The sequence below is a fragment of the uncultured Butyricimonas sp. genome (genome assembly GCF_959596855.1).
GTDB classification, from domain to species: Bacteria; Bacteroidota; Bacteroidia; order Bacteroidales; family Marinifilaceae; genus Butyricimonas; species Butyricimonas muris.
In genome coordinates this window covers 1-17,089 of record NZ_CAUFYA010000070.1, presented here as the reverse complement: position 1 = coordinate 17,089, position 17,089 = coordinate 1, and the positions used below count along the sequence as shown (strand labels likewise).

Here is a 17,089-nt window from a genome sequence, read left to right as displayed (position 1 = left end):
TAGAGCCTTGTGCCGACAGCTTTTTTTATTAATAATAATTGATATTGTTTCGCGTTGATGCCTTGGCGGATAACCGAGTCGTCAGCCTCGTATTCGTGAATGGTCTGCAATTCCTGTTTAAGCAGCCAAGAGGCGGGGTTGAACCATTGGAAACAGATACAAAGGTCTGAAATCAACAAGTCAACGGAATGGCGGTTACGTATATGTGCCATCTCGTGAGCGAGGATTTCCTTGCTATTCTCTGTCTGATCTTTTTCCGAGATCACGATGTATTTCATCCAGCTGAAGGGGGCGATATCTTTGTCGTGTACAATCAATATAGTCCCTTTTTCCAACTTTTCTTTCCGTCCGCGGCGTACCAGACAGAGCATGTGTGCGAGCGAGTATGCGGTACGTCCGAAAAAGAAAAGAATCCCGAGAAAGTAAACCAGCAGAGCGAGCAATATCCACACGGGGATGGATGGTGTTACCATAGCGACCGACGTGGTCTGTATGACATCGTCAACCTGCATGATGTATTGCTCGAAGTTTACAAGAGTTTGCTGAATCTCGGTATTATCGTGAATGGTTATTTCACAGAAGGGGATAACAAGAGATAATACCAGTATGCCGCATAGAGCGAGCCGGTTGAAACGGTGAAATGTTTCTTTGCTGAGCAGCAACCTGTAAAACAGATAAAATGCTGCCAGACAAACGGATGCTTTCAGTATATAGACGAAAAAAGTTCCCATAAGTTATTCGTTTTGGTGTGCTTTTTCTACTTCGGCTATAAGTTGTTTCAGTTCTTCCAGAGAGATGTCTTCTTCTTGTACCAGTGAAGAAACAGCATTGAGGTACGAGTTGTTGAAATACTTGTTGATCACGTTCTTTAAAGTACCTTTTCTAAATTCTTCTTCACTGATGACGGCATGGTATTGATAGGTGTTACCAAAAGCCTCGTGCCCGAGAAATCCTTTTTCTTCCAGACCCCGCACGATGGTGGAGAGGGTATTGAAATGCGGTTTGGGATCTTCGTAATAGGCGAGTAATTGTCTCACGAATAGAGAACCTTCCTTCCAGAAAAATCCCATGATTTCTTCTTCTTTTGCTGTTAGTCCTTTCATAGTTTTTATCTTTTACGCAAAGTAACTAAAAGTTTTAGTTATTCAACTAATTCTTGTAGTTAATAATTTACTAATATTCTATAAAATAATATATATAACTGATAATTAATAAGTAAGTGTGTATGCCCGTGTACGAGCATGCGGCTTCTTCGGACTTTATGGACTGATTTTATTGGAATGCTTGTAAAAATGTTTATATTTGTCTAGTTGTGCGTGCGTGAGTGAGGATATTAAGGAATGTATGTAGTGTAATTTAAAATTATTGTCATGGAAGAATGGTGGAATGCTTTAGGTTTATTTATGCAGTCGGTGTGGTGTATCACGTTGTTTGCCAGTTTGGTATTTGTTATACAGACCATAATGACTTTCGTGGGAATGGATGCCGACGGGGGGATGGATGTTGATTTGGATGTCGATTCGTCGGGTGACGGGGACGGACCTTTTCAATTATTCACGTTCCGTAATTTTATTAATTTCCTGTTGGGATTCGGTTGGTCGATCATCTCTTTTCAAGGAGCGATAGAGAATCAGTTTTTGTTGATTCTTCTGGCTACCGTGATCGGGGTATTGCTGGTTATGGCCGTGATGGCAATTTTCCGGTTTATGAGCAAGATGGAGCAGAGTGGAACGATTCAGATGGCAAATGCTGTCGGGTGCAAGGGAAACGTGTATTTAAAGATTCCGGCAGAAAAGCGGGGAGAAGGCAAAGTGCAAATCTCTGTTCAAGGGGCTATCCGGGAATTTGACGCTATTACTCTGGGTGAGGAGTTGGAAACGGGAGCCCCGATTAAAGTGGTGGAGGTGGTGAATGACAGCACCTTGCTGGTGGAGCGTTTTTAAAGAATACTATTTAATTATTTAACAGCTATAATATGGAATCTATGGAAGGTAGTTTGTATTTGATCGTTGCGATAGTGGCGGTCTTGTTCGTGACGTTCGCGGCAATATTGTCCCGTTACAAACGTTGTCCGTCGGACAAGGTACTGGTCGTGTACGGTAAGACCGGGAAAAATGCGGCGGGAGGTGTGAGTTCGGCCCGTTGTATTCATGGTGGTGCGGCATTTATATGGCCGGTGTTCCAGAGTTACGCTTTTCTGGACTTGACGCCTATTTCTATCGAGTGTAATTTGACAAATGCATTGAGTAAACAAAATATCCGTGTGGATGTACCGTGTCGGTTCACCGTGGGTATTTCTACCGAATCGGACAGTATGACGAACGCTGCCGAACGTTTGCTGGGGCAACGGTTGGAGAATATTCAGGATTTGGCGAAAGATATTCTTTTCGGTCAATTGCGTCTGGTGATTGCCACCATGGATATCGAGGAAATCAATTCCGACCGGGACAAGTTTCTGGCTAACGTGAGTGCCAACGTCGAGGCGGAGTTGCGTAAGATCGGTTTGAAACTGATAAACGTGAACGTGACGGATATTCGCGACGAATCGGGTTATATCGAGGCTCTCGGAAAAGAAGCGGCGGCGAAGGCTATCAATGATGCCAAGAAGAGCGTGGCGGAGCAGAACCGTTTCGGTGAGATCGGTAAAGCCGAGGCAGACCGGGATAAAGATATACGTATCGCGGAAACCGTGCGGGATACCCGTATCCGGACGGCGGAAGCTAACGCCACTGCCGTGGATGGTGAGAATAATGCCAAGATTTTGATAGCGGATTCGGATGCTATCCGCCGGGAACGGGAGGCAGAGGCTGCCCGTAAGGCGATTGCCGCCGAGAAAGTGCAAGCCGCTAGAGCTTTGGAAGAGGCTTACATGGCTGAGAAGGAAGCCGAGATAGCCCGCGCCGAAAGGGAGAAAGCTACACAAGCCGCCAATATCGTGGTTCCCGCGCAGATTGACAAGGAGAAAGCGATTATCGACGCCGAGGCAGAAGCCGAACGTTTGCGCAGGTTGGCAAAAGGGGAGGCTGACGCCATCTTTGCCAAGATGGACGCCGAGGCACGGGGTATATACGAGGTATTGACCAAGCAAGCCGAGGGATACGCCCGGATCGTGAAAGCCGCTGCCGGCGATCCGGACAAGGCGGTGATGATGTTGATTACCGATAAGTTGCCGGAACTCGTGAAAACGCAAGTGGAAGCGGTTAAGAATATCAAGATTGACAAGGTTACCGTTTGGGACGGGAATAATGCCGGAAACGGTAATACTTCCACCGCTAATTTTATCTCCGGAATGATGAAATCCGTGCCCCCGTTAAACGATTTATTTAACATGGCGGGATTGAATTTACCCACTTATTTGAAAGGGACTCCGACGGAAGACGTGAAAGTTGAAGAGAAGCCACTGGAAGATGTTTCAAGTGAAAGCTAACTTTTAGCTTCGTTTTTCGTTAACTAATATTATCTTTGTGGTATACTTTACAGAAGTATATCACAAAGATAATGTACTTTTAAATAAAATAGATTATGCGTTGGATAATTGACGGCGTGGACGACTTGAAGAGAGTGGCAAAGGAATTTCTGGAATTTACCGGGAAAGACACGATATATGCATTATACGGTCCCATGGGAGTGGGAAAAACGACTTTCGTGAAGGCTGTTGCCGAGCAGCTTGGGATAGAGGATGATGTAAATTCACCCACTTTTGCTATCGTGAACGAATATCTGACGGCACGGGGGGATTCGGTTTTCCATTTTGACTTCTATCGTGTGAAGAACGTGGAGGAGGCGATGGATTTCGGGTACGAGGAGTATTTTTATAGCGGGAACCGTTGTTTTATCGAGTGGCCGGAGATGATAGAATCGTTATTGCCGGAGAACACGTTAATTTGCCGTTTTACCGAACTGGAAGACGGGCGGAGAGAATTGACGATAGATTAAAATTATAAATACTAAATCAGAATCGCATGGATAATTCGGGTAAAATGTTAGGCGCACAGATAAACAGGGAATGGTTTTTGTACCAAGAGAAGGAAGTCTTCGGGGAACGCCGTCATAAGCGAATGACTATCGGGTTGCCGGATGAAACGGGGTGTCGGGAGAACCGGATTTGCCTGACACCCGAAGCCGTGGGAGTCTTGGTAGACTTTGGGCATTCTATTCTTGTCCAGCGGGGTGCGGGGGAGCAGGCGCATTATCATGATAGGGACTATGCGGATGCCGGGGCGCAAATGGTGGATACCCGCGAGGAGGTTTACACGTCTGATGTTATTTTGAAACCGACACCCGTGATGCAAGAGGATGTGGAGGTGATGCGTGACCGTCAGGTGATTCTGTCCCCGATAGAACTGTTCGAGTTACGGAAAGAAGCTATCGTGGAGATGATGCAGAAGAAAGTGACCGCTATCGGTTTTGATATATTGAAAGGAGAGAACGGGACTTATCCGGTGGTGGAGATGATGAGCGAGATTTCGGGAAACTCGGCGATCATGATTGCCAGCGAGTACCTGAGCAATTCCCGCGAGGGGAAAGGTATCCTATTGGGAGGGATTACCGGGGTGACGCCTGCCGAGGTGGTTATTCTCGGAGCCGGAACTCTTGGCGAGTACGCTGCCCGGACGGCTTTGGCTCTGGGGGCGGAGGTGAAAGTGTTCGATCATTCTCTGGATAGGTTGCGACGTCTGAATCATTGCTTGGGACAACGGGTGTACACGTCCGTGTTCCATAAACCGGTGTTGGAACGGGCATTATTGTCTGCCGACGTGCTGATCGGGGCTTTGCGTTTCTTTGACGATGATTTGGGAATCACGGTTTCCGAGGAACAGGTAAAGCTGATGAAACAAGGGGCAGTGATAGTGGATATGTCCATCGAACATGGCGGATGTATAGAAACTTCCGGTCCCACGACTCACGAGAATCCCACGTACATGTACAACGGCGTGATTCATTATTGCGTGCCGAACGTGCCTTCGCGGGTTGCCCGGACGGCATCTATCGCTTACAGTAACTTATTTATCCCGCTATTCGAGAAGATTGCCCGCGGCGGGGGATTCAATCCCGCTATCAAGAGCGATGCCGGGTTGCGACACGGGGTATATATATATAACGGTGTACTGACCAAAAAGATTATTGCCGATAAATACGGTTTGGTTTCCAGAGATATAGATCTGTTGCTGGCGGCATTTTAGAGTGATTCTTTTAAAATATGATCGATTACAGGGGTGAGGTCACTGTTTTTCTTGATCTTGATACCTCGTATTCCGGCAGCTTCCGCGGCTTCGATATCCCGTCCGCCATCGCCGATCAACAGGGAAGCGGATTTGTCGATATCAAATTCCCGTATGGCTTGCTCGATCATGCCGGGGGCGGGTTTTCGGCAGGAGCAGGGAGCCACGCTGTCATGGTGAGGGCAATAGTATATTTTGTCGATACGTGCCCCGTGCTTTTCAAGTTCCGCGCACATGTAGGCGTGTACCGCCTCGACATCTTCAATGGTATATTCTCCTTTGGCCACGCCGCCTTGATTGGTTACCACGATAACCAGATAACCCGCTTCGTTCAATCGGCGGATGCCGTCGATGACACCGGGGTTGAAAACGAAATCTTCTTTTTTATAAATGTAGTAGTGACCTTCATCGGAGTTTATCGTACCGTCCCGGTCTAGGAATATGGCTCGTGATTTATGTTCGCCTTTGGCAGGTTGCAGGACTGTAATCTTTTCCATTCTCAATGCATTATTTTGAATATCAATTCTCTCAATAGTTGACCGTCGGAGATGTTGACGTTGCCGACACCTTTGGATTTGAGGTCATATTCTCTTAGCCATGATATGATGTTGGCACATTTCATGGCGTTGTATCTTTTAGCGCCTTCCGTGTAATCTTTCATGAAGTAGGGGTTTATTCCCAGTATCTTTGCCATTTCCTGCGGGCTTGGGGTACTTTTCTTCTGGTAATGGTACGTGAGCAGGTTCAGAAAATAGCGGAACAGCATGGTGATCGTGAGAACCAAGGGATTGTTCTTGGGGTTTGCCTCGAAGTAGTTCACGATACGGTTGGCTTTCAGGTGATCCATGGCAACGATAGCCGCGGTGAGTTCGAACGTATTGAACTCTTTGCTGATACCCGTGTGTTCTTCGACAAGGTTTTCCTTGATCTCTCCGCCGCCGGGAAGTAGCAGCATGAGTTTATCCAGTTCATTCGCTACTTTGCTAAGGTCATTGCCCAGACTATCCGCCAATATATTCGCGGCTTTCGGGGAGATCATGCATTTCTTCTCTTTGCAATATGACACGATCCAGTCGGGAATCTTGTTGTCGTAAAGTTTTGCCGAGTCAAAATAGACACAGTTGGGAGAAGAAGCCAATTTCTTGAACACCCCTTTGCGTTTGTCCGGCTTTTTGTTTTTATATAAAAATACCAGTATCGTGGTCGGTTGGAAATGGTCGACATAAGGAAGCAGATTCTCGAAATCCCGGATATTCTGGGCTTCCTTTACGATAACGACTTGTCTTTGTGCCATCATCGGGAAACGTCGGGCAGTATCGGTCACGGCGGTCATGGATACGTCATTCCCGTATAAAATAGTTTGGTTGAACGCCTTTTCATCTTCCGTGAGCGCACTCTTCTCTATTTTATTCGCTATTTCATCCAAAAAATAGGGCTCTTCGCCTGATAAAAAGTAAATTGGGAAATATTTCCCTTTCTTTATATCCGCAATAATCTCTTCGTATTTCATAAAGGCAAAGATACTATTTTAGTTTATAAAGTTTGTAAGGTTTATAAAGTTTATAAGGTTCATGTACTCCTGTGGGGCACTTTGTCCACGGCAGCTATGCTGCCGATAAATCTTGTCCGAAAGCCTCCCGTGACCTTATAGACTTTACAAACTTTATAAACCTTATGAACTTTATAAACTTTACAAACCCTTTTCTATCTGTCGTACCACCTCCTCTATCTCCTTGTCCCTTCCTTCCGGTTCGTAATCGGCTTTGAGGTTATTGCCGAAGAGGAGGGCGAGAGATTGCCAGAAATAGGCGTTCACGCTTCCCTTGTATTCCTTGATATGATGAAACGAAGAGTTATTTGTTTCCCGGTAGATTAGACGCACGAGTATTTTCCCTTGCGTGACGGTCAGGCTCATGAGAGGTTTTTTGAATGTCTTCATGAGTTGTTTGTATTCTTCTTTGATAATTCGCTCTTTTTCCCGTTTCGAGTGCGCTTGCGCGAGCAGTGCTTCAATCTCGTTGATCTTCGCGGCGGCTATTTTCGCGTAAGGGAGAGCTTTGCGGACGTTGTGTACCAGTCGATGATTGCGTTTTTGCTGGCGGGCGTATTTGCGTGCGTTGATCCTTTTCGCGAACACATTGACCTCATCCAGAGTGACATGGGGCAACGTATCCCTGCCGATAACGATGGAGGGTACGATACTTTGTGCCTTCGCGAAGGTGTTAATAAATAAAGATAGGAGTAATATGATGAATGTTTTGTACATTTTTTTATCTTTGCATTAACGCTTTATTGATACAAATTTAGTGATATATTTGACTTGTAAAAACGAAAACCAGTGGAAAAGGAATTTCAGGATCTGTTTCAGATACGTCATAATAATGACCGTGTTGAAGTTGGGAAGGTATTGATTGCCGAACCTTTTCTGGAGGGGAAGTATTTTAACCGTTCCGTGGTCTATATAGTAGAGCATGATGATTCGGGAAGCGTGGGGTTTGTTTTGAACAAGCCATTACCTTACACGGCGTCCGAATTGGTGAAGGAATTGGACGGGGTGTATTTCCCGGTGTATATCGGGGGACCGGTAGAACGTAACCAATTGTATTACATCCACCGGAGAAACGATATCCCCGATTCGGTACGGATAGCGGACGGGATATACTGGGGCGGAGATTTTAAGGCAGTGACGGAGATGTTACAAGCCGGAAAGATATTGCAAGAGGAAATTCGTTTCTTTGCCGGTTATAGCGGCTGGATGGAAACGCAATTGGACAATGAACTGAAAGAAAACTCGTGGATGGTGGGTACGATTTCCGCGGACGTGTTGTTTACCGTTCCGAATAGCGGACTATGGGAACAGGTCATGAGTTCTTTGGGTGGCAAGCACAAATTGTGGGCGAATTTCCCGGAAGACCCGATTCTCAATTAATCGAGAGTCGAAAATGAAGAATGAAAAAGATTATACGGTTGGATTAATCGTAAATCTAAAATATAAAAGGCAGTTCGTTCTATCGCTGTCCCGCGAGGGAGAGAGGAAAGTCCGGGCAACGCAGGGCATCGTGCTTCCTAACGGGAAGGTATTCGAAAGGATACAGTAGTGTAACAGAAAACAACCGTTCCGTTCGCGGAACAAGGGTGAAAAGGTGGGGTAAGAGCCCACCGGTATCCCGGGCGACCGGGGTAGCCGTACGCCTCACGAGTTGCAAGACCATGTATACCGGCAATTAAGGTTTGCCCGATCGATGCCGGGGGGTAGGTCGCTAGAGCCGCGAAGTGATTCGCGGAGTAGATAAATGATAGAAACCGAAAGGTACAGAACCCGGCTTATAGAACTGCCTTTTTTTATTTAAAACTTATTAAGTTACGATTTATGAATTACGATTTACGATTAAAAGAGCATAGGCATTTCGGTTAAATCATAAGTCATAAATCAAGAAATCATAAATCAAGAAATTAAAATAGAGGACGTGAAATCAATCAGAGAAATATTTAGAATAGGGTATGGACCTTCATCCAGCCATACAATGGGACCGGGACGTGCGGCACTTTTCTTCAAGGAGAGAAATCCCGACGCGGAGCGTTATCGGGTGACTTTATTCGGCAGCTTGGCTCTCACGGGCGTGGGGCATGGTACGGACGTGGCAATCCAGAAAATGATGGATCGTCCCGACGACACGGAAATCGTGTGGGAATCCGATAAATCCTTGCCGCATCATCCGAACGGGATGCTGTTCGAGGCGTTGAACAACGGGGAGGTTGCGGATCGTTGGGAGGTATATAGTGTCGGGGGCGGAGCCTTATGGGATGAACAGGGGACTTTCAACTCGGACGACATATACCCGGACACGAAGATGACCGATATCTTGGATTGGTGCAAGTCCGAGGGGCGTTCTTTCGTGGAATACGTGGAATTGCACGAGGGACAGGAAATATTCGATTACCTCGAGGAAGTGTGGCGGGTAATGGTGGACAGTATCCACAACGGGTTGGAGAATGAGGGCGTGTTGCCCGGTAATTTGCGGTTAGCCCGCAAGGCTTGCTCGTATCACGTGCGGGCTCAACAATCCGCGGGAACCTTGCGCCACATGGGAATGGTGTTTGCCGCGGCTTTGGCAGTGGCAGAGGAGAACGCTGCCGGGGGCAAGATCGTGACGGCTCCCACTTGCGGTTCCGCGGGAGTGGTTCCGTCCGTGCTGTATTTCTTGAAACATGACCAGAACATAAGTGACAAACGAATCATAAAAGGATTGGCGACAGCCGGATTGATAGGTAACATCGTGAAGACTAACGGTTCTATTTCCGGTGCGGAAGTAGGGTGTCAAGGCGAACTGGGAACGGCTTGCGCGATGGCGGCAGGTGCCGCCGCCCAGATTCTCGGCGGTTCCCCGATGCAGATAGAGTACGCGGCTGAAATGGGATTCGAGCATAACTTGGGATTGACCTGTGACCCGGTAGGCGGTTACGTGCAAATCCCTTGTATCGAGCGTAACGCGTTCATTTCCCAGAAAGCGCGGGAGTGTGCCATTTACTCGTTGTTCTCCGACGGGCGGCACAAAGTGTCGTTTGACGACGTTGTCGAAACGATGATGCAAACGGGCTGCGACATGCAGGCAAAATACAGGGAAACAAGCCTTGGAGGATTGGCACGTATATACAGGGCGCCGTTGAAGAAGTGATTTCGCGAGGAAACCATGCCGGGTTTAAACTCGTAGATCAAGAATCTAAAATGATACAGGTTTTATGGATAGAATCAGATTAAAAGTTTTCGGGTTGTCATACCAGAGTATGTCGACCACGGGGGCATACGCGTTAGTACTCGCGGAAGAACACGACGCCTTCCGTATTCCCATTATTATCGGGATAGCGGAGGCGCAGTCGATCGCCATACAGTTGGAACACCTCGATTCGCAACGCCCCCTCACGCATGATCTGGTAAAGAATCTGGCGGATAGTCTGGGAGCTACCTTGGAAGAAGTTTCTATTTATCACTGGGAAGCGGGTATCTTTTATTCGGAATTGCGTTTCCGTTGCGGGGAGGAGATACTGAAGATAGATTCGAGGACTTCGGATGCCGTGGCCCTCGCATTGCGCTACAATTGCCCGATTTACATCACGAGAGAGGTGATTATCCAAACGGCAATACCTATAGCCGACACGAGTATTATAAAAGAACACTTGGAAAAAGTACAGGCGGAGATAGCAAAAGTGAAAGAATCGGAATTAACGGAGGAAGATTTGCAACGTTTGTTGGAAGAAGCCGTAAAGAATGAAGATTACGAGAACGCATCCCGGTACAGGGATTTGTTGAAATCTCGAAAAGGCGAATAATAAAATACAGAAACAATGAATCGCGTTAAACTTGATTACTCGAAAGTATTGCCGTTTGTGGGAGAGAACGAGATCTCCGCGCGAAGGGAAAAAGCATCACAGGCATTGAAAAGCTTGGAAAACGGAACGTGTAAAGGAAGTGAATTTCTTGGATGGCTGGATCTTCCGGCACGGATCACGAGTGAAGAACTGGATCGGATAGAGGCGTGTGCCGTGCGACTGAGGGCGGAAACGGACGTGATGGTCATTGTCGGCATCGGCGGCTCGTACTTGGGAGCCAAGGCGGTGATCGAGTCGATGGCGGGCAGCTTCGACGCCTTCTCCGGTACAAAGGTCATTTTTGCCGGGCATAACGTCAGCGAGGATTACTTGTACGAGTTGCAGGAGTTTTTGAAAGACAAGAAATTCGGGATATGCGTCATATCCAAATCGGGAACCACCACCGAGCCGGCAGTTGCTTTCCGTTTGCTGAAAGAACAATTAATCGGGCAGGAAGGGGTGCAGGTTTCCCGTCGGCGTATCGTGGCGATCACGGACGAGCGGAAAGGGGCTTTGCGCGCTCTGGCGGACAAGGAAGGATACCAAACGTTTGTTATCCCGGATAATGTCGGGGGACGTTACTCCGTGCTGACTCCCGTGGGATTACTGCCTGTTGCCATTGCCGGGCATGATATCCGGGCGTTGGTGAAAGGTGCCGCCGACATGAGAACGTACGGCAAGGAGAACGGGGCAGAACTGTCCGCCACCTATGCCGCCGTGCGCAATGCTTTGTACGAGAAAGGGTACACGATCGAGATCACTGTCAACTTCAACCCGAAACTGCATTACGTGGCGGAATGGTGGAAACAGTTGTACGGGGAAAGCGAGGGAAAAGAACACAAAGGCATATTCCCCGCCAGCGTGGATTTCACGACAGACCTGCACTCCATGGGACAATATATTCAAGAAGGACGCCGGGATTTGTTTGAAACAGTGCTCTCTGTCGAGAAGACGAAACACCAGTTACTGGTGCCTTGTGACGCCCACGATCTGGATAAATTGAACTATCTGGCGGGCAAACGCATCGACGAAGTGAACAAGATGGCGGAACTGGGAACCCAATTGGCTCACGTGGACGGGGGCGTGCCTAATATCCGTGTCGTGATACCCGAATTGACGGAATATTACTTGGGACAACTGTTCTACTTCTACGAGCTGGCTTGCGGCATATCCGGCGGCATCCTCGGCGTGAACACCTTCGACCAACCGGGTGTGGAAGCGTACAAGAATAATATGTTCATGCTTCTGGGAAAACCGGGGTACGGGAAGTAATCGCCTTCGGCGAGTTGCAGGAACTACCACCCCTAGCCCCTTACACCGAAGGGGCTAGGGGTGGTATTATTTTCCGGATAGCTTTTTATTGTTACAATATGCTGTTTTTTAGTGTATTGCAGGTGTTTCGTGTGAGGAAATTATTATCGGAATAAATGATCGTTTAATGCGAGGCAAATATATAAATATTTTTCGAAATAACAACTATATAGCCATATTTCGGTTAATTCTGTCACACAGGTAGTTGCTAAAATGTCTACTCGTGCGATTTATCATCAAACTATTATATTATTAAACGATCGTTTTATAATATAAATAATATTGAATATTTATGATGAAATCATATTGTTTCCCAAGTACCTATGAGATCACGAATCAGGAACTTTCCCGCGTGGCGGACAGTCTTTTGAACGGGCTGAAGATTAAAATGCGAGATAATGACTATATTGTTGGCAACCTCGCTCTAAACGAGGGGTATTCACCTCACAAGAATATTAACTCGGGACCCGGCGAAGAAGAATACGAGTTACTGGTGAAAGCCAGTTTGTTATTGGCAAGTTCAGAAAAAGATGCGGCTATACACTTGACCGTGGGTTTTCCTTTTTCGACTTATATGCTTTACAGGAATGAGGTTCAGACTGTGGTTGGAAAGCAACAATTAATCACTTTTGACCAAGGCACGTATAGCGATGCCCCGGTAGAAACCAAGCCTGTTAATATCGTGGACGTGGATGTTATTCCGGAGATCGTGGGATGCATCACGGCAATCCGGGGAACGTCGCGGATACAAGGAAATTTCTTCATGGTCAGTTTGGGTTTCGGGACTTGCGAGGCGGTACTGAGCACCCCTTCCGGCATATTGAACCGCACGGCGGTGAGCATGAACGGCGTCCGTTATGCGGTAAAATTGTTCGAACACGAGTTGGCGAAAAAGTATTACCTGGAACTGAAAACGGAACACCAGATGGACGTCCTGTTCCAGCAGGGGAGAATCACGATAAACCGCGTTCGTCACGACGTGGCTGACCTGCGGAAGAAAGTCCTGCGGATGTATTACAACGACGTGATTTCACCCCGGTTGAGGAAAACCTTCACGGACGATGATTTCAGTAAATGCAACCAGATGTATATCGCGGGCGGCGGTGCGTATTATCAGGATTTGGTCGATTGCCTGAAAGAGGAATTCGGGGAATTCCTGTCTATATCCGTTTACCCGGAACCCGAGAAATGCGCTTCCCACGGCTACTGTTTACATTCCAAATCGAAACTCGCGACCGGCACGGTGGATAGCCTGGAAGAGATAAATCCCGATACATTTTTCCAAAACTCCGCGCCGCGGTTGGCTGTCGGGCTGGATGTAGGGAACGCAACCACATGTGTCACGTTATCGGAAAATGAATAATTGTTATGTTTTTTAGCAAGAAAAAGAAAGGAGATGAAATAGACGGGACGGACGAGTTGGGCGCGTTCATAAACCTCCCCACCAAAACCGTCGTTGCCGGGAATATACAAACGGAACGCCCCGTGCGCGTCGAATGCGCTTACAAGGGGGATATCGTTACCACGGGAAGGGTCGTCGTGTCCAAGGACGCGCGGATAGAAGGGAACATAAAGTGCGCGTCCGCCTTGATTTCCGGCAACGTAAAAGGCAATATCGTGGCGCTGGAGAACCTTGCCTTGAAAATCCCCGCCCATATCAAGGGAAATATCCTGACCAAAAAGATTTATATAGAACCGGGGGTGATTATAGACGGGATGTACAAGATTATGGAGGGAAACAATTGAAAATTGAAAGTTGAAAATTGAAAATGAAAAACCCCCGCCCCCGGCTCCCCCTTATACAGGGGGAGAGAGCGGGTTCCCCTCCCGTGCACGATCGGGGTAGGGTTCACGTTTTAATTTATGATTTATGATTTACGATTTATGATTGAAGGATTGCCGAAGCGAAGTAGTACTCCAATCATAAATCAAGAAATCGTAAATCATAAATCGTGAATCACGGGATCACCAGATCGATAACTTCCGCTTTCACGTACCTGCTATCGGAGTACGCGCTCCAGTCGGGCGACGTGAAGAACGGGTAGAGATGCACGGTTTCCGTTTCCGGGTGGGCGGAGTCGGGGAGGGCGATTCGCGCGAAACACTCGCCGCGGGTGAAGGATGTCATGATGAATTGCGGCGAATCGGGGCGCGAGTCATAGAAAAATCCCAGTGCCAGAGAGTCATTCGGGTTCGCCCGCCCGTACTCGCGGGCGGGTGCGTTCCAGTAGAGAAAAAACGTCCACCCCTCGCGATTCACCCGTGTATCCCTCGGCGGTACGAGATCGCCCTTGCAGAAGTGGAAATCGGGAAAGTAATCCACGCCCTGCAACTTCAAGTCGAGCACGGGATAATTGAGCTTCCTGAAAATATCCAAGTAGGTTAGGCTGAAACACTCCCCGTACATGTTCCACGCGAAGTAGAGCACCGGGGAGAGCCGGAAAAAGTTGACGGGAAATGTTCCCGTTATCTCCATAGCGTCCCTCGCCACTTGTTGTTTCTCCGTGGCGGGTCGCTCCACTTTCTCCCGCTTGGCTGGCATGGCGCATAGTTTATCGTTCCGGTAATAATATCTTATCCCGTTCAGGATAAAACTCTTGCGCGTCGGGTCAGATTGATTTTTTCTTCCCATGGCTATCGAATTAAACGGTTACACTAATCCCCTCTTTATCTCGTACCATGTAAAAATAAACAATTATTTTGAATTAACAAAGTACTTATCAGAAAATGTTATCAACTTGTTAATAAGTTCTGCATGAGTTCTGCATAAGTAAGCCACGCGGGATACGACCGGTTTTAGGCTGTATATTGTTGTACACGTGTTGTTTACATGGTGTTTTACATAGTCGTGTAAAAGAGTGGTATTAAGAATTAAAAAATATTAATATTTAACATCAAATTCCATTGGAAATGAAAATAATAGTTCTAACTTGTGATTGGAAAAGAACATAAATCTTCCCTGTAAATCGCGGAAAGATGCGCGTGCACTTCCTGTCCTGCCGGACGGTTAGTGCCGGACTTTTATTAACTGTTTAAAATTAAAAACTATGAGAAAGAGAATTGTAGGATGCTCAAGCGTGCGAGGCACGTTGCTTGACCAAGTACATTACCCCCACCCGTTTGAACCGGGTGTGACCGTGGTGCGCCTCTTGTCGAACAAGAAAGTGAAGCTGAACGAAACCGTGGCGAAGAACGATGCCGCCTTCGGCGGGTTGGGCAGGGAAGGCGGTTACCTGTTGCCGGGGGCGAAAGTGGGTTTCCCGTACACCGGGCGGGAGGCTTCCGGGCATTCCCGTTTCGTGGGCGTGAACGCCGTGACGGGCGTGTCAACGGCGGTAAAGATAGACCCGGAAACCCCGTACGATCCCGAGCAGAGCGTGTCGAAACAATACACTTACCTGATCGATTACCCGAACCTGATTCTTGCCGCGGGCAAAGTGCCGCCGATTGCCGTGACCGTGACGCTCGACAGGGAAGCGCGCAAAATTTCCTGCGTGCAGGCAGCGGACACGACGTTGGGCACAAACCGTAACCCGGATGACGTGGGGTATTGCGTGTTATACGACCCGACGAGCAAAACGTGCATCGTGCAGCGATTGCGCGTGCGGTCGGAGGAAGGATCGACCTCGACGGCGATTCCCGCGAACGTCAATCTCGACACGCTTTTCGCTTACGTTTTCACCGCTCGCGCCAACGGGAAACCGACGTCCGATTCCGAGTGCAAGCTGCAAGGTGATTCCAACCTTGTGGCAATCAATTGTATCGCTAAAGATATGAAGTTGAAGTTCCCGCTTGCCGGGGCGATTGATAAACTGAATGCCGCCGTCGACATGGAACTGGCAAGACGGGCAACCGAACGCGAGCGACTCCGGGAGGCGGAGGAAGAAAAACGAGAAGAGGAGAAAGCGAGAAGGATAGCGAGCGGGGAGAACGCGGCGGTTGCCGCGGAGGAAAGGGACGCACTTCTTGATAGTATCCTCGATGACGTGTCCGGTGTCGCGGACGCCCCCGACGAACACGCCCGGCAATTCGACGAGAGAATGCAGGTACTCGCCGACACGATCTTCACCTTGAAGAAAAAGCACGAGAGCGGTTGAAATGTAACTTTTCAAACATGATAAAGGTATGCCCCGGCATACCTTTATTTCGTTTGGAAAACCTCCGTTGCCCGGTGGAATATCCCGTGCAGGTAGGCGATGGTCATTCCGTAGTTGCTGACGGGGATGCCGGCTTCGATGGCAGGTTGGAGGCGGTTTTTAAGTTGTTTGCCCGTGATCATGCAACCGCCGCATTGGATGACCATGGCGTAGTCGGTGATGGGGCGGGTGATGGCGTCCAGTCCCGCGATGAAATCGAATTGAAAGTTTTTGCCCGTGTAATCCTGTAACCAACGGGGTATTTTGTGCCGCCCGATGTCCTCGCATGACACGTGGTGGGAGCAGGATTCGAGCATGAGCACGCGATCGCCCTCTTGCAGTCGTTCTATCCGGGGAGTACCTTTCATGTAAGCGTCGAAGTTCCCCTTGTGGCGTGCCAGCACGATGCTGAAACTTGTCAGCGGTATTTCGGGCGGAACGAGTGCCGCTACTTTTTTAAATACTTGACTGTCCGTGATCGCAAGGCGGGGACGTATCCCGGTATTCGCGAGGAAACGGGTGATCTCTTCCGGTTGCAGGACGATGGCGGTGGCGTGGTTGTCGAGTATGTCGCGGAGCATTTGTACTTGTGGAAGGATCATGCGTCCGGCGGGAGCCTCGGAGTCGATCGGGGTGACGAGCAACACGATGTCACCCGGGGCAATCAAGTCGCCGACGAGCGATCGCGGGCTGTCGTTTTCCGCGTGCCACACGCTTTTCAAGGCATCCAGAACGGGAGTGGTATCCGTGTCGCGTGTCGAGAAGTCGATGACCGGACAACTGTATTCCCGCGCGAGGCGTTCCTTCAATGCCGGCGAGAGGGGAGCTTCGTCCTTTTTGTTGTGAATGATAAGGAAGGGGAGTTCCTGTTTCTTGAAACGCCCAGCGAGTTGCCGCTCGTGTTCCCCGAATTGATTGCCCGCGATGACAAGGATGGCGATGTCGGCTTGCGAGATGGCGTCACGTGTTTTCGCGACGCGTGCTTCACCCAGTGCGCCGGAATCGTCAACGCCTGCCGTGTCGATAAATATGACCGACGCGAAGCCGGGAATC

The 17,089-nt window shown here is 48.5% G+C and carries 18 protein-coding genes and 1 other RNA gene; 12 read left to right on the top strand and 7 right to left on the bottom strand.

Features of this window, described 5'->3' with window-relative positions; all coding sequences use genetic code 11:
• On the bottom strand, positions 1 to 731 hold a 731-nt coding region (locus Q5866_RS19690; protein WP_303182033.1), incomplete at its 3' end, for a M56 family metallopeptidase.
• A gap of 3 nt (positions 732 to 734) precedes the next feature.
• Positions 735 to 1,103, bottom strand: a complete 369-nt coding sequence (locus Q5866_RS19685; protein ID WP_099292384.1) for a BlaI/MecI/CopY family transcriptional regulator — start codon at positions 1,101 to 1,103, stop codon at positions 735 to 737.
• 267 nt (positions 1,104 to 1,370) lie between these two features.
• Between Q5866_RS19685 and Q5866_RS19680 the strand changes: the two genes are divergently transcribed.
• The 4 genes from Q5866_RS19680 to Q5866_RS19665 all read left to right on the top strand — a co-directional run bounded on the left by Q5866_RS19680 (position 1,371) and on the right by Q5866_RS19665 (position 5,183).
• A complete protein-coding gene (locus Q5866_RS19680) occupies positions 1,371 to 1,943 on the top strand; it encodes a hypothetical protein (protein WP_303182031.1) in 573 nt (190 codons plus the stop codon).
• Positions 1,944 to 1,984: 41 nt separating this feature from the next.
• The gene (locus Q5866_RS19675) at positions 1,985 to 3,427 is read left to right on the top strand and encodes a flotillin family protein (protein ID WP_303182035.1); all 1,443 of its coding nucleotides are present in this window, start codon (positions 1,985 to 1,987) and stop codon (positions 3,425 to 3,427) included.
• Between the two features lie 95 nt (positions 3,428 to 3,522).
• Complete coding sequence (gene tsaE, locus Q5866_RS19670; RefSeq protein ID WP_099292386.1) at positions 3,523 to 3,936, top strand: tRNA (adenosine(37)-N6)-threonylcarbamoyltransferase complex ATPase subunit type 1 TsaE; 414 nt, start codon at positions 3,523 to 3,525, stop codon at positions 3,934 to 3,936.
• Positions 3,937 to 3,962: 26 nt separating this feature from the next.
• Positions 3,963 to 5,183, top strand: coding sequence for an alanine dehydrogenase (locus Q5866_RS19665; RefSeq protein ID WP_303182030.1), 1,221 nt, complete (start codon positions 3,963 to 3,965; stop codon positions 5,181 to 5,183).
• Here the strand turns inward: Q5866_RS19665 and Q5866_RS19660 are convergent.
• The 3 genes from Q5866_RS19660 to Q5866_RS19650 form a co-directional block, all read right to left on the bottom strand.
• Entirely contained in the window at positions 5,180 to 5,719 is a 540-nt protein-coding gene (locus Q5866_RS19660; RefSeq protein WP_303182029.1) for an HAD family hydrolase, read from the bottom strand. The two genes, Q5866_RS19665 and Q5866_RS19660, sit on opposite strands and share 4 nt — an antisense overlap.
• Before the next feature lie 2 nt (positions 5,720 to 5,721).
• Positions 5,722 to 6,732 carry a DNA polymerase III subunit delta gene (gene holA / locus Q5866_RS19655; protein WP_227214662.1) on the bottom strand — a complete coding sequence of 337 codons (1,011 nt, stop codon included), beginning with the start codon at positions 6,730 to 6,732 and terminating at the stop codon, positions 5,722 to 5,724.
• Positions 6,733 to 6,912: 180 nt separating this feature from the next.
• Positions 6,913 to 7,488 carry a DUF4294 domain-containing protein gene (locus tag Q5866_RS19650; protein ID WP_186975334.1) on the bottom strand — a complete coding sequence of 192 codons (576 nt, stop codon included), beginning with the start codon at positions 7,486 to 7,488 and terminating at the stop codon, positions 6,913 to 6,915.
• 72 nt (positions 7,489 to 7,560) lie between these two features.
• On the opposite strand from Q5866_RS19650, the gene Q5866_RS19645 reads away from it, so the two are divergent.
• From Q5866_RS19645 to Q5866_RS19615, 7 genes are all read left to right on the top strand, one after another.
• The gene (locus Q5866_RS19645; protein WP_303182027.1) at positions 7,561 to 8,151 is read left to right on the top strand and encodes a YqgE/AlgH family protein; all 591 of its coding nucleotides are present in this window, start codon (positions 7,561 to 7,563) and stop codon (positions 8,149 to 8,151) included.
• A gap of 66 nt (positions 8,152 to 8,217) precedes the next feature.
• Positions 8,218 to 8,565, top strand: an RNA gene (rnpB, locus tag Q5866_RS19640) — RNase P RNA component class A.
• Between the two features lie 124 nt (positions 8,566 to 8,689).
• Complete coding sequence (locus Q5866_RS19635) at positions 8,690 to 9,898, top strand: L-serine ammonia-lyase (protein WP_292267502.1); 1,209 nt, start codon at positions 8,690 to 8,692, stop codon at positions 9,896 to 9,898.
• A 64-nt stretch (positions 9,899 to 9,962) separates the two neighbouring features.
• Positions 9,963 to 10,550 carry a bifunctional nuclease family protein gene (locus tag Q5866_RS19630; RefSeq protein ID WP_303182026.1) on the top strand — a complete coding sequence of 196 codons (588 nt, stop codon included), beginning with the start codon at positions 9,963 to 9,965 and terminating at the stop codon, positions 10,548 to 10,550.
• A gap of 15 nt (positions 10,551 to 10,565) precedes the next feature.
• A complete protein-coding gene (locus Q5866_RS19625; protein WP_303182025.1) occupies positions 10,566 to 11,861 on the top strand; it encodes a glucose-6-phosphate isomerase in 1,296 nt (431 codons plus the stop codon).
• 331 nt (positions 11,862 to 12,192) lie between these two features.
• A complete protein-coding gene (locus tag Q5866_RS19620; protein ID WP_303182023.1) occupies positions 12,193 to 13,263 on the top strand; it encodes a ParM/StbA family protein in 1,071 nt (356 codons plus the stop codon).
• 5 nt (positions 13,264 to 13,268) lie between these two features.
• On the top strand, positions 13,269 to 13,646 hold the full coding sequence (locus Q5866_RS19615; RefSeq protein WP_303182022.1) for a polymer-forming cytoskeletal protein: 378 nt from the start codon (positions 13,269 to 13,271) through the stop codon (positions 13,644 to 13,646).
• Positions 13,647 to 13,857: 211 nt separating this feature from the next.
• Here the strand turns inward: Q5866_RS19615 and Q5866_RS19610 are convergent, their stop codons facing one another.
• Complete coding sequence (locus tag Q5866_RS19610; RefSeq protein ID WP_227214668.1) at positions 13,858 to 14,532, bottom strand: hypothetical protein; 675 nt, start codon at positions 14,530 to 14,532, stop codon at positions 13,858 to 13,860.
• A gap of 415 nt (positions 14,533 to 14,947) precedes the next feature.
• Between Q5866_RS19610 and Q5866_RS19605 the strand changes: the two genes are divergently transcribed.
• Positions 14,948 to 15,997 (top strand): hypothetical protein, encoded by a 1,050-nt coding sequence (locus Q5866_RS19605; RefSeq protein ID WP_303182020.1) that lies wholly within the window; start codon positions 14,948 to 14,950, stop codon positions 15,995 to 15,997.
• Between the two features lie 44 nt (positions 15,998 to 16,041).
• Here Q5866_RS19605 and hydF read toward each other — a convergent pair.
• The coding region (gene hydF / locus Q5866_RS19600; RefSeq protein WP_303182018.1) for a [FeFe] hydrogenase H-cluster maturation GTPase HydF at positions 16,042 to 17,089 on the bottom strand (1,048 nt) is incomplete at its 5' end.